Raw genomic sequence first — 20,502 nt, 5'->3', positions numbered from 1 at the left:
ATTCGCATCCTTTACCCCTTTAGCCAGAGCCGCCCATGAACCCCCTTGCCCCCGCCCCCAGCGCACCCCCAAACGCAGCGCCAGCCGACCCCCACACCCAGCCGCTGGTGCTGCACCACCTGGAGCAGTCGCGCTCGCAGCGTGTGCTCTGGCTGCTGGAGGAAATGGGCCTGCCCTACGAGCTCAAAACCTATGCCCGCCAGCGCAGCAACCGGCTGGCGCCGCCCGAGCTCAAGGCGGTGCACCCGCTGGGCAAGTCGCCGGTGCTGGGCCACGGCGAGCTGGTGCTGGCCGAATCGGGTGCCATTCTGGAATACCTGGCCGAGACCTTCCCCGAGCGCGCCACGGGCGATCTGGCGCAACTGCTGCCCGCGCCCGGCACGCCCGAGCACCGGCGCTGCCGCTTCTGGCTGCACTACGCCGAAGGCTCGCTGATGCCGTGGCTGCTCATGAAGCTGGTGTTCCAGATGCTGCCGCGCCAGCCCATGCCCTTTTTCGTGCGCCCCGTGGTGCAGCCGATCGTGCATTACGTCTGCCAGCAGGTGCAGCACAAGCTGATCGACCCGAACCTACAAACCGCCCTGCCCTATATCGAGCAAGAGCTGGCGCAGCGCCCGTGGTTTGCCGGCGCGCACCTGAGCCTGGCCGATTTTCAGATGAGCTACCCCCTAGAGGCCGCGCTCTCGCGTTTGGGTGGCGCACCCGGCAGCGCAGCCCGCAAATGGCCCCACATCCACGCTTGGCTGGAGCGGGTGCAGGCGCGCCCGGCCTACCAGCGCGCCTTGGCCAAGGGCGGGCCGGTGATGTGGTAAATGACGGGGTGCTAGGAAAGCAGCGGTGGCGTCACGCACACCGCAGCCAGCCTATCGCCCATTGCATGTTGCCGACCCATGCCCTGGCCTCAGCCCGCCTGCAACTGCCGCTCCAACTGCTGCAGCACCCGGTAGCAGGGCAGCACCTGGGCCACGCTGGATCGGGGTTCGCGGCCTTCGCGGATGGCGGCGAAGAACTCGCGGTCTTGCAGCTCGATGCCGTTCATGGACACATCGACCTGGCTTACGTCGATCTGCTGCTCTTTGCCGTTGAACAGGTCGTCGTAGCGCGCTAGGTAGGTGGCGCTGTCGCCGATGTAGCGGAAAAAGGTGCCCAGCGGGCCGTCGTTGTTAAAACTCAGTGACAGCGTGCAAATGGCGCCGTTGGCGGCCTGGAGCTGGATGCTCATGTCCATCGCAATGCCCAGCCCGGGGTGGATGGGGCCTTGCAGGGCGTTGGCCTTGACGATGGGCGAGCCGCACTGCCACGCGAACAGGTCCACCGTGTGTGCGGCGTGGTGCCAGAGCAGGTGGTCGGTCCAACTGCGCGGCTGGCCGAGCGCGTTCATGTTGCTGCGCCGGAAAAAATAGGTCTGCACATCCATTTGCTGGATGTGGAATTCGCCCGCCGTGATTTTTTGGTGCACGTACTGGTGGCTGGGGTTGAAGCGGCGCGTGTGGCCGCACATCGCCACCAAGCCGGTTTGCTGTTGCAGCGCCACCACGGCCTCGGCGCCCTGGAGGCTGTCGGCCAGCGGGATTTCCACCTGCACGTGCTTGCCCGCTTGCAGGCAGGCCAGGGTTTGCGCGGCGTGCATCTGCGTGGGGGTGCACAGGATGACGGCATCCACCTCCTTCATGGCCAGGCTGTCGGCCAGTTCGGTGCTCACGTGCCCGATGCCGTACTGCGCGGCCACTTGGCGCGTTTTTTCCAGGTCGCGGCTGATGAGCGAGACCACTTCGACCTGATCGATTTTGGCGATGGCGTCGAGGTGCTTGATGCCGAAAGCACCGGCACCGGCTAGGGCAACTTTGAGGGTCATGGGGGTTCTTCCTTCAGGCGGGTTCGAGAATCAAATGGCCGACGGCGGTGTTGCTGGCGGGCACATGGTAGAAGCGGTGCTTGACGACGGGCGCAGGCCCCTGCACCTTGCCATCGACGATGTCGGGCATGGCGCCGCGGGCGATCAGCCACATCACGAGTTCGATGCCCTCGCTGCCGGCCTCGCGCACGTAATCGATGTGTGGCCTGGCGGCGCAGACGGCCGGGTCGGCGATCATCTGGTCCAGCCAGGCATTGTCCCACTCGCGGTTGATGAGGCCGGCGCGCGCGCCCTGCAGCTGGTGGCTCATGCCGCCGGTGCCCCAGATGTGCACGTTCAGGTTGTCGTCGTAGCTCTCGACCGCCTTGCGGATGGCCTGGCCGAGCGCAAAGCAGCGCCGGCCCGAGGGCACCGGGTACTGCACCACGTTGACGGCAAACGGGATCACCGGGCAGGGCCAGGCGCCTTGGAGCGGGTCGCGCTCGCCGCACAGCAGCGACAGCGGCACCGTTAGGCCGTGGTCCACGTCCATCTTGTTGACGAGGGTGAGATCGAAGTCTTGCTGGATGACCGACTGCGCGATGTGCGCTGCCAGCTCCGGGTGGCCCTTGACAACCGGCACCGGGCGCGGCCCCCAGCCCTCGTCGGCGGGCCGGAATTCGGCCCCGGTGCCAATGGCGAAGGTGGGGATGAGGTCGAGGCTGAAGGCGGTGGCGTGGTCGTTGTAGACCAGAAAAATCACGTCGGGCGGGTTCTCTTGCAGCCACTGCTTGGAGTAGTCGTAGCCCGCGAACACGGGCTTCCAGTAGTCTTCCTGGGTTTTGTGCTGGTCGATGGCCACGCCGATGGCGGGCACGTGCGAGGTATAGACCGAGGCGGTGATGCGGGCCATGTTCAGCTTTCCGGGTTGGGGTGGTGGCGGGCCGCGCCCTGGGGCTGGCGGTGTGGCTGCGCGTCGCCGTCTTCGCCGAGGTAGCGGTTGCCTTGGATGGAGCGGCCGCCTTGGATCATCATGTCGCGGTACTCCTGCTCGCTCATGCCGGTCATGGAGCCGGCCATTTGCTGGAAGCTCTTGCCGTCGGTGGCGCCGATCTTGGCCAAGAAGTAGATGTTGCCGCCGGTGCGCATGCACCAGTTGAGGTCGCGCGCCAGCACGGCCTGCTTTTGCTCCTCGGTCATGGGCCATTCATCGAGGTAGGCGCGCTCGTCGGCCTTGAAGCGGGCGCGGTTGGCGGCCTGCATGAGCGACATGCAAAACTGGTTCAGCCAATAGCCCTTGCGGCTTTGCTCGGCGTCGAAGATGATGGTGCCGGGTACGTCGAGGTAGGGTTTGTTGAGCGGCATCAGAGTAACTCCAGGAAGTTAACCAATCGCCGCCGGGCCGCCCCAAGGCGATTGGCGCCCCCTCGGGGGGCAGCGCAGGCGCGCAGCGACAAGCGTGGGGGCTTCATTCCTTGGGCCAATACAGGCGCATCGGGTTGTCCACCAGCAGCTTGCGCTGCAACTCGGGCGTGGGCGCGATGTGGGCGATGAAATCGACCAGCAGGCCGTCGTCGGGCATGTGGTCTTTGAGGTTGGGGTGCGGCCAGTCGGTGCCCCACAGCACGCGGTCGGGGAACAGCTCGACCACGCGGCGCGCAAAGGGCAGCACGTCGCGGTAGGGGGCGGTCTGGCCATTGAGCGCGGGCGGGCCAGCCAGCGAGAGCCGCTCCGGGCACGAGACCTTGCACCAGACGTGCGGGTGCTGGCGCATGAATTTTAAAAACAGCCCGAACCCAGGGCCATCGAGGGGCTGACTCACATCCGGGCGGCCCATGTGGTCCACCACCACCGGGGTGGGCAGGGCGCTAAAAAATTCCCACAAATCGGGCAGGTCGGCGGCCTCAAAGTACACCACGACGTGCCAGCCCAGCGCCTGGATGCGCTGCGCGATCTCCAGCAACTCCTCTTTGGGGGTGAAGTCCACCAGCCGCTTGACGAAGTTGAAGCGCACCCCGCGCACCCCGGCGGCGTGCAGCGCCTGCAGCTCGGCGTCGCTGACGCTGCGCCGCACCGTGGCCACCCCGCGCGCTCGGCCGCCGCTGGCCAAGCAGGCATCGACCAAGGCCCGGTTGTCGGCCCCGTGGCAGGTGGCCTGCACGATCACGTTGCGCGCAAACCCTAGGTGGTCGCGCAGGGCAAATAGCTGCTCTTTGCTGGCATCGCAGGGGGTGTATTTGCGCTCGGGGGCGTAGGGAAATTGCGCCCCCGGCCCGAACACATGGCAGTGCGCATCCACCGCGCCGGGGGGTAACTGGAAGCTGGGCTTGGACGGGCCGGTGTACCAGTCCAGCCAACCCGGGGTTTTGGTGAAGTCACCGGAAACGGGTTTGCTCATGGTGTGGATCTCTGTGCTGGCTTACCCAGGCTGGCTTTGAATAATCCAGTGCCCCGTGTGCGGTCAGTCGACATAGCGCAGGCCCTTGGCGGCCAGCGGCTCGCGCATGCGGTACATGTCCAGCCCCAGCACCCCGGCGGCCAACTGGGCGCGCTTGGCCCCTTCGTTGGCTTCGCGCTGGCGTGCGGCCTGCAGCGTGGCGGCGGCGCGCTCGCGCGGTACGCAGACCACGCCGTCGTCGTCGGCCACGATCACATCGCCGGGCCGAACCCACATGCCGGCGCACACCACCGGCACGTTGACCGAGCCCAGCGTCTCTTTGATGCAGCCTTTGCTGGAAATGCACTTGCTCCAGACCGGAAAGCCCATTTCGGCGAGCGTGCGCACGTCGCGCACCCCGGCGTCGATCACCAGCGCCCGCGCCCCCCGCGCCTGGAAGCTGCTGGCGAGCAGGTCGCCAAAGTAGCCATCGGTGCATTCGGAGGTGAGGGCCGCGACCACCACATCGCCGGGCTGGATTTGTTCGGCCGCCACGTGCAGCATCCAGTTGTCGCCGGGGTGCAGCAGCACCGTGATGGCAGTGCCCGACACCGGCACGCCGGAATAGATTGGGCGCAGATAGGGCTTCATCAGCCCGACCCGGCCCATGGCCTCGTGCACGGTGGCGCTGCCCAATGGGGCCAGCGCATCGGCCACGGCGGCTTCGGTGCGCTCGATGTTTCGGTAAACCACGCCGAGTTCGTACATGGGAGGTGCCTTTTGCGGGTGTGGGGTGAAAGTTCGGAGAAAAAAACGGGGGCCGGAGATCAGCGCCCCTGCGCCTTCAGGGTGGCGTCGAGCCGGGGGAATACGCGGCGCGCATTGCCCTCAAACACCTGGAAGCGATCGGCCTCGTTCAGGTGCGGGGTGGCGAGCACGAAGCGCTTGGTGTCGTCGTAGGCGTGGCCGGTTTCGGGGTCGATGCCGCGCACGGCGCCGATCATCTCGCTGGCAAACAAGATGTTGGCCACCGGCAGCACGCGCGTGAGCAGGTCGATGCCCGGCTGGTGATAGACGCAGGTGTCGAAAAACACATTGCCCAGCAGGTGCTGTTGCAGCAGCGGTTTTTTGAGCTCCTGCGCCAGACCCCGGTAGCGGCCCCAGTGGTAGGGCGCGGCACCGCCGCCGTGCGGGATGAGGAACTTGAGGGTGGGGAAATCGGCAAACAGATCGCCCTGCAGCAGTTGCATGAAGGCGGTGGTGTCGGCGTTGATGTAGTGCGCGCCGGTGGTGTGAAAGCAGGCCTTGCAACTGGTGCTCACGTGGACCATGGCCGGGATGTCGTACTCGACCATTTTTTCGTAGATCGGGTACCAGTGGCGGTCGGTGAGCGGCGGGCTGTTCCAGTGCCCGCCGGAGGGGTCGGGGTTGAGGTTGAGGCCCACGCAGCCGTAGTCGCGCACGCAGCGCTCGAGCTCGGGGATGCAGGTGGCCGGATCGACGCCGGGCGACTGCGGCAGCATGGCCACCGGAACGAAGTGCTGCGGGTACAACTGGCTCACACGGGCGCACAGCTCGTTGCAGATCGCGGCCCAGTCGGACGAGGTACGGAAATCGCCGATGTGGTGCGCCATGAAGCTGGCGCGCGGGCTAAAGAGGGTGAGGTCGCTGCCACGCTCGCGCATTTTGGCCAGTTGGTTGCGCTCGATGGTGTCGCGGATTTCGTCGTCGCTGATGCGCAGGCTGCGCGGGTCGGGCCGCTGCTCGGGCTGCTGCAGCGCCGCCACCTGCAAATCGCGCCAAGCCCCGAGCGCGGGCGGGGCGGTGGTGTAGTGGCCGTGAACGTCGATGATCAAAGGTTGGCGCGCGGGGCTGGGGTTCATGGGCTGTGGCGGGTGTGGGGTGGGGTGGGGTGAAAAACCGTGGGGCTTAAACCACGGGGCTTAGAGCGCTGCCATGCCGTGGCGGCGTTTGCAGTCGGCGGTGGCGGGGGAGCGCAGAAAATCGAACCAAGCCCGCACCGCATCGGGCTGCGCGCTGGCCGTGCACAGGCCAGCAGAAAATACGGTTTCGATGGCGCAGCCCGGCGGCAGCGGACCCAGCAGCGCGATGCCCGGCAGCGCCAGCAGCTCGCTCAACTGCTGGAAACCCAGCTCCACCGCACCGCTGGCCACCAGGCTGCCCACCGGCACCCCCGGCGGCGGCATAACCAGGCGCGGGCGCAGCGCTTCGAGCACGCCCCAGCGCTCAAACAGTTGCAGCAAGGCGGTGCCACTGGGCCCGGTGGACACGCCTAGGCTGCGCGCCGCGCACACCGCCTGGCGCAGCGCCGCTTCGGTGCCGATGTCGGGCAGCGGCGCACCGGCGCGCACCGCCAAGGCCACCGGGCTGCGCACCCAGTCCACCCGGCTGCCGGCCTGCACCTGGCCGCTGGCGATCAGGCGCTCGATGGCGTCGGCGGCCAGCAGCACGGCGTCAAACACCTCTCCGGCCTGCACCCGGCGCGCTGCATCCACGCCACCGACCGATTCCAGCCGAACCTCCACGCCGGTTTTGGCGTGGTAGTCGTGCGCCAATTCGGCCAGCAGGGCTCGGGTGGCCATCGACGAAATCGCGTGCAGGGCGGGGGCCATATGGGGCAAAATATTAAATGATGAAATCAAGCCTGTCTGTGTTCGGCTTCGATTGTGTAGCGCCTAGAAGCGGCTGGCAAGTGGGCGCGCGGCTCTAGCAGTTATAAAAAATTTGCATTTCCGACCCCTTGCTATCTAAAATTCGCTGATGGACTTGAAACAACTGGGCTACTTCGTGCGCGTCGCAGAATTGGGCAGCTTCACCAAGGCGGCGGCGGCGCTGAACGTGGCGCAACCGGCGCTGAGCCGCCAGGTGCGGCTGCTCGAAGTGGAGCTGCGCCAAAACCTGCTGCTGCGCAACGGCCGCGGCGCCGTGCCCACCGAAGCCGGGCAACTGCTGCTCGAACACGGGCGCGGCATCTTGCACCAAGTGGAGCGGGCACGCGAAGAACTCGGCTTGGTGCGCGGCACCTTGGCCGGGCGGGTGGCCATCGGGCTGCCGCCTTCGCTGGCGCGCTTGGTCGCGGTGCCACTCACGCGCAGCTTTCGCCAGCAACTGCCGCAGGCGCGGCTGTCGATCACCGAGGGGCTTTCGGTGAGCATGCAAGACGCGCTGCTCAATGGCCGGCTGGATTTGGCGCTGCTCTACAACGCGCAGCCGCTGCCCGAGCTGGACTTGCAACCGCTGCTGGACGAAGAGCTGCTGCTGGTGCAAGCCCGCAGCGGCGCCGCAGCCCAAGCACCCGGCAGCGCCACGGCCCAGCGCCCGGCCCCGCTGCCGCTGGCCGAACTGGCGCAACTGCCGCTGCTCATTCCCACCCGGCCCAACGCGCTGCGCATGCACGTGGAGCTGGAGCTGGCCAAGCTCGGCCTGCGCCCGCGCATTGCGCTGGAGATCGACGGCGTGCCCGCCATCCTCGATTTGGTGGCAGAGGGCTTGGGCTGTGCGGTGCTGTCGCGCCATGCGGTGGCGGCATCTGGCCGGCCTGCGGCTTTTGCTGTGCGCCCGATCGGCCCGCCGGCGCTGCTGATCCAGGTCGCGCTGGCCAGCAGCGCGCAGCGCCCCACCACGCTGACCCAGCGCGCGGCACGCGACCTGATCCGCCAAGTCTGTGCGCAAACGCTGGGGCCAATCAAACCGCTGGCCGCAGCCGCTTGAGCGGGGCTTTAGCGTCTATGCGCATTTGGGCGCCCGTTTGCACCGGGTGGCAGGGCTCAACGTCCGACAAACAGCGCCGGCCGCCGCTGCGCAAAGGCGGCGCGGCCTTCGGCAAAATCGGCGCTGCCTTGGCTAAGGGCTTCGCGTGCGCGCCAGCCTTGCCAATTCGACTCGCCCAAGGCCATCTCTTGCAGGCTTTGCTTCATGCCTTGCAGGGCCAATGGGGCCAAGCGGCAGAGGTTTTGACACCAGCGCGCCACTTCGGCGGGCAAGGCCTCGGGTTCCACCAAGGCATCAAGGTAGCCCATGCGCAACAGTTCGTCGGCAGGCAGCGCTTGCGCCAGCAAAAACAGGCGCCGCGCACCCCCTAGCCCCAAGCGGGCCACGCAGCGCTGCAAACCGCCGGGGTAGTAGTGCAAGCCGAGCGCGGCAGCAGGCATGCGCAGCTCCATGCCTTGTACCCCTAAGCGAAAATCGCAGGCCAGCGCCAGATCGGTAGCCCCCCCATACACACTGCCGTTGAGCGCGCACAAGGTAACCGGGCGCAGGCGCGAGAGCGCCTCGCACACGCGCTCGAAACCTTGCGGCCCCTGGCTGGCATCGGCATCAAAGCCGCTCATATGGTAGCCGGCGCTGAACACCGCCGCCGCAGGGGCCAAGCGCGCCGTGAGCACCAGCACCCGCACAGCCGCATCGGCTTCGATCGCGGCCAGGTGCTGCGCCAGCTCCTGCAAGTCGGCGTCGCTCAGGCTGTTGCGTTGCGCCGGGCGGTTTAAGGTGAGGGTGGCCACGCCGGCGTCGAGGTGCAGCACAGGGCCGCTGGCAGGAGGCCAGTCAGTGGTGGGAGGATGGAGTGGCATGTGTCGGTATCCTGATGCGCTACGATCATAGGCTGATTTTTTCATCCCCCAGCCCTTGAAAGCACCGCCAGGCACCCCCACTCTGGGCCACTGAGCCTTTAGACCCCCTGCCCCGCCACCGCGCCGGGCGCACTTTCGTTTTTAGCCGCCATGTCCGCCCACCCAGACCCGACCTACCCCCGCCCCGACACCACCGATGCGCCGATCTCGCCCGAGGAGGCCGAAGCGGCTGCGGCGGCCGACGCCGCCTTGCAAGCCGATCTGTCGGACGAAGTGGCGCGCCTGCAAGCGCAGAACGCCGAACTGGCCGAGCAGTACCTGCGCGTCAAGGCCGAGATGGAAAACCTGCGCCGCCGCACCGACGAAGAAGTGAGCAAGGTGCGCAAATTTGCCGTGGAGGGCTTTGCCGAAAGCCTGGTGCCGGTGCTCGACAGCCTGGAAGCCGGGCTGGCGGTGCAAGAGGCCACGGCGCAGCAGATACGCGAAGGGGCCGAGGCCACGCTCAAGCAGTTGCAAAGCGCGCTGGCCCGCCACAAGGTGCAGCCCATCGCACCCGCAGCCGGCAGCCGCTTCGACCCGCACCAGCACCAGGCCATCGGCGTGGTGGCCGCACCCGGCCAAGAGCCCAATTCCGTGGTGATGGTGCTGCAAAAAGGCTACCTAATCGCCGAGCGCGTGCTGCGCCCAGCCATGGTCACGGTGACCGCACCCAAATAAGCCGCCCTTCAAACCCTCATCCCGGCGCTTGAAATCCGGCCCTGCAGCCGCATTTGCACCCCATTCGTTTTATTTGAACCTTAGGAGCCACTCATGGGCAAAATCATTGGCATCGACCTGGGCACCACCAACTCGTGCGTCTCGGTCATGGAAGGCAACACCACGCGCGTGATCGAAAACAGCGAGGGTGCGCGCACCACGCCCTCCATCATCGCTTACCAAGAGGATGGCGAAATCCTGGTCGGCGCCTCGGCCAAGCGCCAGGCCGTGACCAACCCGCGCAACACGCTGTACGCGGTCAAGCGCCTGATCGGGCGCAAGTTTGAAGAAAAAGAGGTGCAAAAGGACATCGATCTGATGCCCTACACCATTGCCCGCGCCGACAACGGCGACGCCTGGGTGGAAGTGCGCGGCAAAAAGCTGGCCCCGCCGCAGGTGAGCGCCGAGGTGCTGCGCAAGATGAAGAAAACCGCCGAAGACTACCTCGGCGAGGCCGTGACCGAGGCCGTGATCACCGTGCCCGCCTATTTCAACGACGCGCAGCGCCAAGCCACCAAAGACGCGGGCCGCATCGCCGGGCTGGAAGTCAAGCGCATCATCAACGAACCCACCGCCGCCGCGCTCGCCTTTGGGCTGGACAAGCACGGCAAGGGCGACCGCAAGATCGCGGTTTATGACCTCGGCGGCGGCACCTTTGACATTTCGATCATCGAAATTGCCGACCTCGACGGTGAAAAACAGTTCGAAGTGCTCTCCACCAACGGCGACACCTTCTTGGGCGGCGAAGACTTCGACCAGCGCATCATCGACTACATCGTGACCGAGTTCAAAAAAGAACAAGGCGTCGATCTGACCAAAGACGTGCTGGCCCTGCAACGCCTCAAGGAAGCGGCCGAAAAGGCCAAGATCGAGCTCTCCAACAGCACCCAGACCGACCTCAACCTGCCCTACATCACCGCCGACGCCAACGGTCCGCGCCACCTCAACATCAAGCTCACGCGCGCCAAGCTCGAAGCGCTGGTCGATGAGCTGATCGAGCGCACCATTGCGCCCTGCCGCACCGCCATCAAAGACGCCGGCGTGAGCGTGGGCCAGATCGACGACGTGATCTTGGTGGGCGGCATGACGCGCATGCCCCGGGTGCAAGAGAAGGTCAAAGAGTTCTTCGGCAAAGAGCCGCGCAAAGACGTCAACCCCGACGAGGCCGTGGCCGTGGGCGCGGCGATCCAAGGCCAGGTGCTCTCGGGCGAGCGCAAAGATGTGCTGCTGCTCGACGTGACCCCGCTCAGCCTAGGGATTGAGACCATGGGCGGCGTGATGACCAAGATGATCGCCAAGAACACCACCATCCCGACCAAGTTCGCGCAGGTGTTCTCGACCGCCGACGACAACCAGCCCGCCGTCACGATCAAGGTGTTCCAGGGCGAGCGCGAGATCGCCGCCGGCAACAAGCTGCTGGGCGAGTTCAACCTCGAGGGCATTCCGCCCGCGCCGCGCGGCCTGCCGCAGATCGAGGTCAGCTTTGACATCGACGCCAACGGCATTTTGCACGTGGGCGCCAAAGACAAGGGCACCGGCAAAGAGAACAAGATCACGATCAAGGCCAACTCGGGCCTGACCGAGGCCGAAATCCAGAACATGGTCAAAGACGCCGAGCTCAACGCCGCCGAAGACCACAAAAAAGTGGAGCTGGTGCAGGCGCGCAACCAGGCCGATGGCTTGGTGAGCTCGGTGCGCAAGAGCCTGAAAGAGTACGGCGACAAGCTCGACGCGGCCGAAAAAGAGAAAATCGAAGCCGCCATCAAGGCTGCTGAAGAAGCCGTCAAGGGCGAGGACAAGGCCGCCATCGAGGCCACCAGCGCCGAGCTGATGAGCGCCAGCCAAAAGCTGGGTGAGAAAATGTACGCCGATCAGCAGGCCAGCGCGGCGGCCGGTGCAGCGGGCGCTGCGGGCGGCTCGACAGCCGATGCCGGTGCCCGATCTGCCTCGGCCGACGATGTGGTCGATGCCGAAGTGAAAGAAGTCAAGAAGGACTGATGCTGCCAGTATTGCCGCGCCTTGTGCGCGCCTAAAGCACACGCGCCGCCGCGACCCGGGCCCCCTGCCGCCCGGGCGCGGCGTTTGCGCTGCACGACTAACCGGGTACCGATATGGCCAAACGCGACTTTTACGAAATCCTGGGCGTGCCCAAGAGCGCCAGCGACGAAGACATCAAAAAAGCCTACCGCAAGCTGGCGATGAAGCACCACCCGGACCGCAACCAGGGTGATGCGACCAAGGCTGCTGAAGAAAAATTCAAAGAGGCCAAAGAAGCCTACGAGATGCTGAGCGACCCGCAAAAGCGGGCTGCCTACGACCAGTACGGCCACGCCGGCGTCGATCCCAATATGCGTGGCCCTGGCGGCGCGGGCGGGGCCGATGGTTTTGGTGGCTTTTCCGAATCGTTCGGCGATATTTTTGGCGATATTTTTGGTGGCCAGCGCGGCGGTGCCGGACGCGGGCGCCAAGTCTATCGGGGCAGCGACCTGTCCTACGCGATGGAGATCTCGCTCGAAGAAGCCGCCGCGGGCAAAGAGTCCGAAATTCGCATCCCGAGCTGGGACAACTGCGGAACCTGCCACGGCAGCGGCGCCAAGCCGGGCACCAGCGTCAAAACCTGCCCGAGCTGCAACGGCGCCGGCGTGGTGCAGATGCGCCAAGGGTTTTTCAGTGTGCAGCAGACCTGCCCGCACTGCCACGGCAGCGGCAAGATCATCCCCGAGCCCTGCACCGCTTGCAACGGCCAAGGCAAGGTCAAGAAGCACAAAACGCTGGAAATCAAAATCCCGCCCGGCATCGACGACGGGATGCGCATCCGCTCCAGCGGCAACGGCGAGCCCGGCCGCAACGGCGGCCCGGCGGGCGATTTGTACATCGAGATCCGGCTGCGCAAGCACGATCTGTTCGAGCGCGAGGGCGACGACCTGCACTGCCACGTGCCGGTGAGCATCAGCACCGCGGCGCTGGGCGGCGAGATCGCCGTGCCCACGCTGGGCGGCAAAGCCACCATCGACATCCCCGAAGGCACCCAGCACGGCAAGACCTTCAGGCTGCGCGGGCGCGGCATCAAGGGTGTGCGTTCGAGCTACCCCGGCGACCTGTACTGCCACATCAACGTCGAAACCCCGGTCAAGCTCACCGAACACCAGCGCAAGCTGCTGCGCGAGCTGGAGGAATCGTTCCAAAAGGGCGGCAACAAACACAGCCCGAACGACAAGGGCTGGTTCGAGAAAGCGAAGGCGTTTTTCTTCTGATTTTGTGATCCAATGAGCGCATGAGCGTCCAAGTCACCTTTCTGGGCGGGGCCGGTACTGTCACCGGCTCCAAGTTTTTGGTGCGGCATGCGGGCAAGGGCCTGCTGGTCGATTGCGGCCTGTTCCAAGGCTACAAGCAGTTGCGGCTGCGCAACTGGTCCGCCCTGCCGGGCTTGGAAGGCGGCGGCATCGACGCCGTGGCGCTCACGCACGCGCACCTCGACCACAGCGGCTACCTGCCGCTGCTGGTGCGCCAGGGCTACCACGGCCCGGTCTGGTGCACGCCGGGCACGCGCGACCTGTGCCGCATCCTGCTGCCCGACAGCGGCCACATCCAGGAAGAAGACGCCCAGTTCGCCAACCGCAAGGGCTTTTCCAAACACCAGCCGGCGCTGCCGCTCTACACCGAACAAGACGCACGCAAGTGCCTCAAGCAATTGCACAGCGTGGCGCCGCTGCATTTGTTTGAGCCGCTGCCGGGCTGGCAGGCGCGCTTTCATGGGGCCGGGCACATTTTGGGTGCCTCCAGCCTCTACCTCGAAGTGGGCGGGCGGCGGCTGCTGTTTTCGGGCGACCTCGGGCGCTGCGACGACCTGCTCATGTTCCCGCCCGAAGCGCCGCCGGGGGCGGATGCGGTGTTCGTGGAATCCACCTACGGCAACCGCGAGCACCCGAGCGAGAACCTGATCGACGAACTGGCCGAACCGCTGCAGCGCGTTGCCGCCCGCAGCGGCACCGTGGTCGCGCCGGTGTTTGCGGTCGGGCGCGCACAGGCGCTGCTGCACGCCATTGCGGTGCTCAAGCAGCAGGGGCGCATCCCGCAGGCGCTGCCGGTGTTTCTGGACAGCCCAATGGCGATCGAGAGCACCGAGCTGTTCGCGCAACACCTAGGCCAGCACCGCCTGAGCGCCGCCGAGTGCAGCGCCATGGCGCGCACCGCCACCATGACGCGCAGCGCCGACCAGTCCAAAGCCATTGCGCGCCAGCACGGCCCCAAGGTGATTTTGTCGGCCAGCGGCATGGCCACCGGCGGCCGCGTGCTGCACCACCTGCAACTGTACCTGGGCGACCACCGCAACCTGGTGCTGCTCACCGGCTTTCAGGCTGCGGGCACGCGCGGGGCCACGCTCGCCAACGGCGGCGCCAGCCTGCGCATACACGGCCAAGACTGGCCGGTGCGCGCCGAGGTGCTGCAACTGCACTCCTCCTCGGCGCACGCCGACGCGCCGCAGCTTTTGAACTGGCTGCGCGCCATTCCGGGTCAGCCGCAGCGCGCCTTCGTCATCCACGGCGAACCCGAAGCCGCCGACACCCTGCGCCGCCGCATCGAAACCGAGCTGCGCTGGAGCGCCTTGGTGCCCGAGCACGGCTCGACTTGGGCGGTTTGAGACCTCCGGCCTGCGTTCAAGCAGACTGCAACGTTCGCTCCACCTCCACAACCATGAACGCCCCCTCCCCCCCGCTTGCCCCCACCAACGCCGCCCTGATGGCGCGCCGCCGCGCCGCCCTGCCCCGTGGCTTGGGCCAAACCTACGAGGTGTTCGTCGAGCGCGCCGACAACGCCGAAGTTTGGGACGTAGAAGGCCAGCGCTACATCGACTTTGCCGGCGGCATCGCGGTGCTCAACACCGGGCACCGGCACCCGCGCATCGTGCAGGCCGTCAAAGCGCAACTCGATCTGTACCACCACACCTGCTTCCAGGTGCTGGCCTACGAGCCCTACGTGGAGCTGGCCGAGCGCCTGCTGGCCAAGGCCCCGGGCGACTTTGCCAAGAAGGCGTTTTTCCTCTCCACCGGGGCCGAGGCGGTAGAAAACGCGGTCAAGATTGCGCGCGTCGCCACCGGGCGCTCCGCAGTGATCGCCTTTGGCGGCGGCTTTCATGGCCGCACCCTGCTTGGCATGGCGCTCACCGGCAAGGTTGCGCCCTACAAAAGCGGCTTTGGCCCCTTCCCGGCCGAGATCTACCACGCCGAATTCCCCAACCCGCTGCACGGCGTGAGCGTGGCCGACGCGCTGCGCTCGCTCGAACACCTGTTCAAGTACGACGTGGAGGCCAGCCGCGTGGCCGCCATCATTCTGGAACCGGTGCAGGGCGAAGGCGGCTTTTACGTGGCCCCACCCGAGTTTGCGCAGGCCTTGCGCGCCCTGTGCGACCGCCACGGCATCGTGCTGATTGCCGACGAAATCCAGACCGGCGCCGGCCGCACCGGCACCTGGCTGGCCTGCGAGCAGTGGGGGCCGCAGGCCTGCCCGGACCTCATCACCATGGCCAAATCGATGGCCGGCGGCTTTCCGCTGGCTGCCGTGATCGGCCGCGCCGAGCTCATGGACGCCCCCGGCCCCGGCGGCCTAGGCGGCACCTACGCCGGGCACCCGCTGGCTTGCGCCGCCGCGCTGGCTGTGCTCGATGTGTTCGAGCAAGAGCAGTTGCTGGCGCGTGCGCAGGCCGTGGGCGCGCGGCTGCGGGCTGGCTTGCAGGCGCTGGCGGCGCAACACCCCGAAATCGGCGACGTGCGCGGCCTTGGGGCCATGCTGGCAATCGAGTTATTCCAAGCCGGAAACCTGCAACAGCCCAACCCCGAGCTGACCCAGCGCGTCTGCGCCGAAGCGCTGGCGCGCGGGCTGGTGCTGCTCTCGTGCGGCCTGTACGCCAACGTGATCCGCATCCTGGTGCCCCTGACCGCCTCCGACGCCCTGCTCGACGAAGGGCTGGCGCTGCTGGGCGCGGCGCTGGCGGCGGCCAAACACGTGCCGAAGCCTCAGTAGCAGCCCGCTGGGGCGCTAAACTTGCCCAATCGGTGCGCCACTGGCGGCAGGCACCGCCCACCCTTGGGAGCCCCCATGACCTCCAGCCCCCGCTTCGATTGGTCCGACCCTTTTCTGCTCGACGACCAGCTCAGCGCCGATGAGCGCGCCGTGTGCGAGGCCGCACGCGACTACTGCCAGCAAGCCCTGCTGCCGCGCGTGCGCGATGCCTTTCGCAACGAACACACCGATCGCGCCATCTTCAACGAAATGGGCGCGCTGGGCCTGCTCGGCCCGACCCTGCCCGAAGCCTACGGTGGCGCCGGGCTCAATTACGTGAGCTACGGACTGGCGGCGCGCGAGGTCGAGCGCATCGACAGCGGCTACCGCTCCATGATGAGCGTGCAAAGCTCGCTGGTGATGGTGCCGATTTTTGAGTTTGGCAGCGAGTCGCAAAAGCAGCAGTACCTGCCCCGGCTGGCGCGCGGCGAATGGGTGGGCTGCTTTGGCCTGACCGAGCCCGACCACGGCTCCGACCCCGGCGGCCTGCGCAGCCGCGCCGTCAAAGTCCCCGGCGGCTACCGCCTGAGCGGCAGCAAAACCTGGATCACCAACGCCCCCATCGCCGACCTGTATCTGGTCTGGGCCAAAGACGAGGAAGGCCAGATTCGCGGTTTTTTGCTCGAGCGCGGCTGGGCCGGCCTGAGCGCCCCGGTGCTGCACGGAAAAGTGGGGCTGCGCACCAGCGTCACCGGGCAAATCCTGATGGATGAGGTGTTTTGCCCCGATGAAAACGCCCTGCCCGAGGTGCGCGGCCTCAAAGGCCCCTTCACCTGCCTCAACAGCGCCCGCTACGGCATCGCTTGGGGCGCGCTCGGTGCCGCCGAAGACTGCCTACAGCGCGCGCGCCAGTACGTGCTGGAACGCCAGCAGTTTGGCCGCCCCCTGGCCGCGAACCAACTGGTGCAGAAAAAACTGGCCGATATGGTGAGCGAGATCGCACTCGGCCTGCAAGGCTGTTTGCGCCTGGGGCGCCTGAAAGACCAAGGCAAGGCCGCGATCGAACTCACCAGCCTGCTCAAGCGCAACAACTGCGGTAAGGCGCTCGACATCGCCCGCTTGGCGCGCGACCTGCTGGGCGGCAACGGCATCAGCGACGAATACGGCGTGGCGCGCCACCTGGTCAACCTCGAAGTGGTCAACACCTACGAGGGCACGCACGACGTGCACGCCCTCATCTTGGGGCGCGCCATCACCGGCATTGCCGCCTTTGCCAACTGAGCCGCCCTCAGCCCTACCCACTTGCCCCGCACGCCGCCGCCTTCGCCCACCGCAGCCCACCCCCTCGCCGCGCGCCACACCGCCATGCCCCCACCCACCCCATTCCCCGCCGACCCCGCCGCCGCGCCCACACCCGCTGCACCACCGCGCCCGCTCGAAGGCGTGCGCGTGCTCGACCTCTCGCGCGTGCTCGCCGGCCCCTGGGCGGCGCAGATACTGGCCGACTACGGCGCCGACGTGATCAAGGTCGAGCGCCCCGGCTGCGGCGACGACACCCGCGCCTGGGGCCCGCCCTGGTGGGGCGAAGGCGAGCAGCGCCAATCGGCATACTTCATCTGCGCCAACCGCGGCAAGCGCTCGGTCGCCATCGACCTGACCCAGCCCGAAGGCATCGAGCGGGTGCGCGAGCTCGCGCGCGAGGCCGACGTGCTGATCGAAAACTACAAAGTTGGCCAACTGGCGCGCTACGGGCTCGATGCGCCCAACCTGCAAGCCCTCAACCCGCGCCTAATCTACTGCTCCATCACCGGCTACGGCCAGAGCGGGCCGTTGTCGCCCAATGCTGGATACGACTTCGCCATCCAAGCCGAAGGCGGGCTCATGAGCGTCACCGGCACGCCCGAGGGCGAGCCGCAAAAGGTCGGTGTGGCCGTGACCGACTTGCTCACCGGCGTCTATGCCTGCAGCGCCATTCTGGCCGCGCTGCACGAACGCGGTCGTACCGGGCGCGGGCGCGTGATCGACGCCGCCTTGTTCGACGTGCAAGTGGCCATGCTGGCCAACCAAGCCAGCAATCAGCTCATCGGCGCCACCCGGCCCAGCCGCATGGGCAACGCGCACCCCAACATCGTGCCCTACCAAGTCTTTGCCACCCGTGACGGCCACTTGGTGCTGGCCGTGGGCAACGACGCCCAGTTCAGCCGCCTGTGCGAGGCAATCGGCCAGCCGGCGCTGGCGCGCGATGCGCGCTTTAGCACCAACCCAGCGCGGGTGCAACACCGCCAAATGCTGATCGAGCTCATCAGCCCGGCGCTGCGCCAGCGCGACACCGCCGACTGGCGCCCCCTATTCGACACCTTGGGCATACCGTGCGCCCCCATACTGGACGTGGCGCAGGTGCTGGAGCATCCCCAAGTGGCGGCACGCGGCCTGATCCTTTCGGCCCAAGCGGGTGCCACCGAGGGCGCACCGGGCACCCCGCCCGCGCTGGCGCACCCGATCCTGCTCGACGGCCAGCGCCCCCGCGCCCCGCTGCCCCCGCCCGCGCTCGACTCCGGCCAAGCGCGCTGGAATCCGCTGCGCGATGGCTGAACAGACCCCCTAATCCACCCAAAGACGGGGCATTGCACCCATGCTTGCACTCTGCTAAAGTGCAGGCACTTGAAGCAGCAATGGGTTTTGCAAGATGCCATCCCTGACCGTCCGAAATGTGTCCGCCGAGGTGCATCGCGCCCTGCGCGTGCGGGCGGCGCTGCACGGCCGCAGCATCGAGGCCGAACTGCGCGACATGCTGGAAGCGGCCGTCAGGCCGCAGGGCCGGGTCAAGCTCGGTTCGCTGCTCACCGAGATCGGCCGCCAAGCCCAGCTCAGCGACGCAGAATTCGCCCTCTTTGAACGCACGCCCGGCACCTCCCCGGCCCGAGCCGCAGGCTTTGAATGATCCTGCTCGACACCAACGTGCTTTCGGAGCCGATGCGCCCTGCGCCCGCGACCCGCGTTGGGGCGTGGCTTGACGCGCAAGCGCTGGAAACGCTCTACCTGTCGGCCATGACCGTGGCCGAATTGCGCGCCGGTGTGGCCTTGCTGCCCACAGGAAAGCGCCGCACGGCCTTGCACGAGCAACTTGAACGGCAGGTGTTGCCACTGTTTGCGGGGCGCGTGCTGCCCTTCGACATGGCCTGCACCCAAGCCTATGCCGAATTGTTGGCTAGGGTCCGCAAGGCGGGCCAAGGCATCGATACCGCCGACGCCTTGATCGCCGCTGTCGCCCTGGCCAACGGATTGATGGTTGCCACGCGCGATACCGGCCCTTTTTTAGCCGCCGGCCTGCGCCTCATCAACCCCTGGGACTGACACTGCGCGCAGCTTGCCTCATGCCCCACGCCCTGTCCCACCCACCACACCCCAAAATCCAGCACCACCCATGCAAACCCCCACCTGCCCATTAAGCCTGCTGCGCGACCCCACCCTGCTCAAAACCGACGCCCTGATCGACGGCCGCTGGGTGCCGGGCAGCCAGCGTTTCGATGTCTTCGACCCGGCCACCGGCGCCAAGCTGGCCGATGTGGCCAACCTAGGGCCCGCCGAGGCGCAGCAGGCCATTGCCGCCGCCGAGGCCGCTTGGCCGGCTTGGCGCAGCCAGAGTGCCAAGCAGCGCAGCCAGATTTTGCGGCGCTGGTTCGATCTGCTGCTGGCCCACCAGGAAGACCTGGCGCGGCTCATGACCGCCGAGCAAGGCAAACCGCTGGCCGAAACGCGCGGCGAAGTCGCCTACGGGGCCAGCTTCGTCGAATGGTTTGCCGAAGAAGCCAAGCGCGTGAACGGCGAAACCCTGCCGCAATTCGACAACAACCGGCGCCTGCTGGTGCTCAAGCAACCCATCGGCGTCTGCGCCGCCATCACGCCGTGGAACTTTCCGCTGGCCATGATCACGCGCAAAGTGGCCCCGGCGCTGGCGGCCGGCTGCCCGGTGATCGTCAAACCGGCCGAACTCACGCCCCTGACCGCGCTCGCCGCTGCCGAACTGGCGCTGCGCGCCGGCCTGCCACCTGGCGTGCTCAATGTGCTCAGCGCCGACAGCGCCCAATCCATCGCCATCGGTAAAGTGCTGTGCGCCAGCGACGCGGTGCGCCACCTGAGCTTCACTGGCTCGACCGAAGTCGGGCGCATCCTGATGGCGCAGTGCGCCCCAACGGTAAAAAAACTCGCGCTCGAACTCGGCGGCAACGCACCGTTCATCGTCTTTGACGACGCCGACCTCGACAGCGCCGTCGAAGGCGCGCTGGCCAGCAAGTACCGCAACGCCGGCCAGACCTGCGTCTGCGCCAACCGGCTCTACGTGCAGGCCGGGGTCTATGAAGCGTTTTTGCAGAAATTCGCGGCCAAGGTGGGCGCGCTGCAAGTGGGCAACGGCTTTGCCGACGGCGTGAGCATCGGGCCGCTGATCGAGCCCGCCGCCCTCGACAAGGTGCAGCGCCACCTCGATGACGCGCTGGCCCAGGGGGCAAGGGTGTTGGTCGGTGGCCAGCGCCTGGGCGCGCTCGGCAGCGGGCAGTTTTTCGCCCCCACCGTGCTGGCCGACTGCCACGCCGCCATGCTGTGCGCGCGTGAAGAAACCTTCGGCCCGCTGGCCCCGGTGTTCAAGTTCCACACCGAAGCCGAGGCCATCGCCGCCGCCAACGCCACCGAATTTGGCCTGGCCAGCTACTTCTACAGCCGCGACGTGGGGCGCATCTGGCGCGTCAGCGAGGCGCTGGAATACGGCATGGTGGGCGTCAACGTAGGGATTTTGGCCACCGAGCACGTGCCCTTTGGCGGCGTCAAGCAATCCGGCTTGGGGCGCGAAGGCTCGCACCACGGGATCGACGAGTACCTAGAGATGAAGTACGTCTGCGTCGGCGATGTGCAGCGTTGAAGACACTGGCTGAACTGCAGCACCTGCA

Annotated in this window: 20 protein-coding genes; 12 read left to right on the top strand and 8 right to left on the bottom strand. The window is 67.0% G+C overall.

All coding sequences use genetic code 11. The features are described from left to right. Nucleotides 1-35 precede the first annotated feature (35 nt). The gene (locus SRAH_RS02175; RefSeq protein ID WP_082210019.1) at nucleotides 36-812 is read left to right on the top strand and encodes a glutathione S-transferase family protein; all 777 of its coding nucleotides are present in this window, start codon (nucleotides 36-38) and stop codon (nucleotides 810-812) included. A gap of 89 nt (nucleotides 813-901) precedes the next feature. Here SRAH_RS02175 and SRAH_RS02170 read toward each other — a convergent pair whose 3' ends face one another. From SRAH_RS02170 to SRAH_RS02140, 7 genes are all read right to left on the bottom strand, one after another. Next, nucleotides 902-1,855 carry a Gfo/Idh/MocA family oxidoreductase gene (locus tag SRAH_RS02170; RefSeq protein WP_029461713.1) on the bottom strand — a complete coding sequence of 318 codons (954 nt, stop codon included), beginning with the start codon at nucleotides 1,853-1,855 and terminating at the stop codon, nucleotides 902-904. Between the two features lie 13 nt (nucleotides 1,856-1,868). Continuing rightward, entirely contained in the window at nucleotides 1,869-2,747 is an 879-nt protein-coding gene (locus SRAH_RS02165; protein WP_029461712.1) for a class III extradiol dioxygenase subunit beta, read from the bottom strand. Between the two features lie 2 nt (nucleotides 2,748-2,749). Then, nucleotides 2,750-3,199, bottom strand: coding sequence for a protocatechuate 4,5-dioxygenase subunit alpha (gene ligA / locus SRAH_RS02160; RefSeq protein ID WP_029461711.1), 450 nt, complete (start codon nucleotides 3,197-3,199; stop codon nucleotides 2,750-2,752). A gap of 103 nt (nucleotides 3,200-3,302) precedes the next feature. Continuing rightward, on the bottom strand, nucleotides 3,303-4,232 hold the full coding sequence (locus tag SRAH_RS02155) for an amidohydrolase family protein (RefSeq protein WP_029461710.1): 930 nt from the start codon (nucleotides 4,230-4,232) through the stop codon (nucleotides 3,303-3,305). Nucleotides 4,233-4,295: 63 nt separating this feature from the next. Continuing rightward, a complete protein-coding gene (ligK, locus tag SRAH_RS02150) occupies nucleotides 4,296-4,979 on the bottom strand; it encodes a 4-carboxy-4-hydroxy-2-oxoadipate aldolase/oxaloacetate decarboxylase (RefSeq protein ID WP_029461709.1) in 684 nt (227 codons plus the stop codon). Between the two features lie 59 nt (nucleotides 4,980-5,038). Continuing rightward, a complete protein-coding gene (locus SRAH_RS02145; RefSeq protein WP_029461708.1) occupies nucleotides 5,039-6,067 on the bottom strand; it encodes an amidohydrolase family protein in 1,029 nt (342 codons plus the stop codon). An 87-nt stretch (nucleotides 6,068-6,154) separates the two neighbouring features. After that, complete coding sequence (locus tag SRAH_RS02140) at nucleotides 6,155-6,844, bottom strand: substrate-binding domain-containing protein (RefSeq protein WP_029461707.1); 690 nt, start codon at nucleotides 6,842-6,844, stop codon at nucleotides 6,155-6,157. 148 nt (nucleotides 6,845-6,992) lie between these two features. Between SRAH_RS02140 and SRAH_RS02135 the strand changes: the two genes are divergently transcribed. After that, nucleotides 6,993-7,943, top strand: coding sequence for a LysR substrate-binding domain-containing protein (locus tag SRAH_RS02135; RefSeq protein ID WP_029461706.1), 951 nt, complete (start codon nucleotides 6,993-6,995; stop codon nucleotides 7,941-7,943). Nucleotides 7,944-7,999: 56 nt separating this feature from the next. Here SRAH_RS02135 and SRAH_RS02130 read toward each other — a convergent pair whose 3' ends face one another. Beyond that, the gene (locus tag SRAH_RS02130; protein WP_029461705.1) at nucleotides 8,000-8,803 is read right to left on the bottom strand and encodes an enoyl-CoA hydratase/isomerase family protein; all 804 of its coding nucleotides are present in this window, start codon (nucleotides 8,801-8,803) and stop codon (nucleotides 8,000-8,002) included. Nucleotides 8,804-8,953: 150 nt separating this feature from the next. Between SRAH_RS02130 and grpE the strand changes: the two genes are divergently transcribed. From grpE to SRAH_RS02080, 10 genes are all read left to right on the top strand, one after another. Continuing rightward, nucleotides 8,954-9,520, top strand: coding sequence for a nucleotide exchange factor GrpE (gene grpE, locus SRAH_RS02125; RefSeq protein ID WP_029461704.1), 567 nt, complete (start codon nucleotides 8,954-8,956; stop codon nucleotides 9,518-9,520). A gap of 93 nt (nucleotides 9,521-9,613) precedes the next feature. After that, nucleotides 9,614-11,557, top strand: a complete 1,944-nt coding sequence (gene dnaK, locus SRAH_RS02120; protein WP_029461703.1) for a molecular chaperone DnaK — start codon at nucleotides 9,614-9,616, stop codon at nucleotides 11,555-11,557. A 113-nt stretch (nucleotides 11,558-11,670) separates the two neighbouring features. Beyond that, nucleotides 11,671-12,813 (top strand): molecular chaperone DnaJ, encoded by a 1,143-nt coding sequence (gene dnaJ, locus SRAH_RS02115; protein ID WP_029461702.1) that lies wholly within the window; start codon nucleotides 11,671-11,673, stop codon nucleotides 12,811-12,813. Nucleotides 12,814-12,833: 20 nt separating this feature from the next. Beyond that, the gene (locus tag SRAH_RS02110) at nucleotides 12,834-14,201 is read left to right on the top strand and encodes an MBL fold metallo-hydrolase RNA specificity domain-containing protein (RefSeq protein WP_029461701.1); all 1,368 of its coding nucleotides are present in this window, start codon (nucleotides 12,834-12,836) and stop codon (nucleotides 14,199-14,201) included. 53 nt (nucleotides 14,202-14,254) lie between these two features. Beyond that, nucleotides 14,255-15,580, top strand: coding sequence for a 4-aminobutyrate--2-oxoglutarate transaminase (gene gabT / locus SRAH_RS02105; RefSeq protein ID WP_029461700.1), 1,326 nt, complete (start codon nucleotides 14,255-14,257; stop codon nucleotides 15,578-15,580). Nucleotides 15,581-15,655: 75 nt separating this feature from the next. Then, on the top strand, nucleotides 15,656-16,840 hold the full coding sequence (locus SRAH_RS02100) for an acyl-CoA dehydrogenase (protein ID WP_029461699.1): 1,185 nt from the start codon (nucleotides 15,656-15,658) through the stop codon (nucleotides 16,838-16,840). Between the two features lie 84 nt (nucleotides 16,841-16,924). Further along, nucleotides 16,925-18,151, top strand: coding sequence for a CaiB/BaiF CoA transferase family protein (locus SRAH_RS02095; RefSeq protein WP_082210029.1), 1,227 nt, complete (start codon nucleotides 16,925-16,927; stop codon nucleotides 18,149-18,151). Between the two features lie 94 nt (nucleotides 18,152-18,245). Beyond that, the gene (locus tag SRAH_RS02090) at nucleotides 18,246-18,500 is read left to right on the top strand and encodes a FitA-like ribbon-helix-helix domain-containing protein (protein ID WP_029461697.1); all 255 of its coding nucleotides are present in this window, start codon (nucleotides 18,246-18,248) and stop codon (nucleotides 18,498-18,500) included. Then, entirely contained in the window at nucleotides 18,497-18,913 is a 417-nt protein-coding gene (locus tag SRAH_RS02085; protein ID WP_029461696.1) for a type II toxin-antitoxin system VapC family toxin, read from the top strand. The genes SRAH_RS02090 and SRAH_RS02085 overlap by 4 nt, the downstream gene beginning before the upstream one ends. A gap of 70 nt (nucleotides 18,914-18,983) precedes the next feature. After that, complete coding sequence (locus tag SRAH_RS02080) at nucleotides 18,984-20,474, top strand: NAD-dependent succinate-semialdehyde dehydrogenase (RefSeq protein WP_029461695.1); 1,491 nt, start codon at nucleotides 18,984-18,986, stop codon at nucleotides 20,472-20,474. Nucleotides 20,475-20,502 lie beyond the last annotated feature (28 nt).

The sequence above is a fragment of the Serpentinimonas barnesii genome (assembly GCF_000696225.1).
Taxonomy (GTDB): domain Bacteria; phylum Pseudomonadota; class Gammaproteobacteria; order Burkholderiales; family Burkholderiaceae_C; genus Serpentinimonas; species Serpentinimonas barnesii.
This window is presented reverse-complemented; position numbering and strand designations above follow the sequence as displayed.

Coding starts and splice junctions, on each gene's coding strand:
- SRAH_RS02175 (WP_082210019.1), top strand. CDS start 36: ATGAACCCCCTTGCCCCCGCCCCCAGCGCACCCCCAAACGCAGCGCCA.
- SRAH_RS02170 (WP_029461713.1), bottom strand. CDS start 1,855: ATGACCCTCAAAGTTGCCCTAGCCGGTGCCGGTGCTTTCGGCATCAAG.
- SRAH_RS02165 (WP_029461712.1), bottom strand. CDS start 2,747: ATGGCCCGCATCACCGCCTCGGTCTATACCTCGCACGTGCCCGCCATC.
- ligA (WP_029461711.1), bottom strand. CDS start 3,199: ATGCCGCTCAACAAACCCTACCTCGACGTACCCGGCACCATCATCTTC.
- SRAH_RS02155 (WP_029461710.1), bottom strand. CDS start 4,232: ATGAGCAAACCCGTTTCCGGTGACTTCACCAAAACCCCGGGTTGGCTG.
- ligK (WP_029461709.1), bottom strand. CDS start 4,979: ATGTACGAACTCGGCGTGGTTTACCGAAACATCGAGCGCACCGAAGCC.
- SRAH_RS02140 (WP_029461707.1), bottom strand. CDS start 6,844: ATGGCCCCCGCCCTGCACGCGATTTCGTCGATGGCCACCCGAGCCCTG.
- SRAH_RS02135 (WP_029461706.1), top strand. CDS start 6,993: ATGGACTTGAAACAACTGGGCTACTTCGTGCGCGTCGCAGAATTGGGC.
- SRAH_RS02130 (WP_029461705.1), bottom strand. CDS start 8,803: ATGCCACTCCATCCTCCCACCACTGACTGGCCTCCTGCCAGCGGCCCT.
- grpE (WP_029461704.1), top strand. CDS start 8,954: ATGTCCGCCCACCCAGACCCGACCTACCCCCGCCCCGACACCACCGAT.
- dnaK (WP_029461703.1), top strand. CDS start 9,614: ATGGGCAAAATCATTGGCATCGACCTGGGCACCACCAACTCGTGCGTC.
- dnaJ (WP_029461702.1), top strand. CDS start 11,671: ATGGCCAAACGCGACTTTTACGAAATCCTGGGCGTGCCCAAGAGCGCC.
- SRAH_RS02110 (WP_029461701.1), top strand. CDS start 12,834: ATGAGCGTCCAAGTCACCTTTCTGGGCGGGGCCGGTACTGTCACCGGC.
- gabT (WP_029461700.1), top strand. CDS start 14,255: ATGAACGCCCCCTCCCCCCCGCTTGCCCCCACCAACGCCGCCCTGATG.
- SRAH_RS02100 (WP_029461699.1), top strand. CDS start 15,656: ATGACCTCCAGCCCCCGCTTCGATTGGTCCGACCCTTTTCTGCTCGAC.
- SRAH_RS02095 (WP_082210029.1), top strand. CDS start 16,925: ATGCCCCCACCCACCCCATTCCCCGCCGACCCCGCCGCCGCGCCCACA.
- SRAH_RS02090 (WP_029461697.1), top strand. CDS start 18,246: ATGCCATCCCTGACCGTCCGAAATGTGTCCGCCGAGGTGCATCGCGCC.
- SRAH_RS02085 (WP_029461696.1), top strand. CDS start 18,497: ATGATCCTGCTCGACACCAACGTGCTTTCGGAGCCGATGCGCCCTGCG.
- SRAH_RS02080 (WP_029461695.1), top strand. CDS start 18,984: ATGCAAACCCCCACCTGCCCATTAAGCCTGCTGCGCGACCCCACCCTG.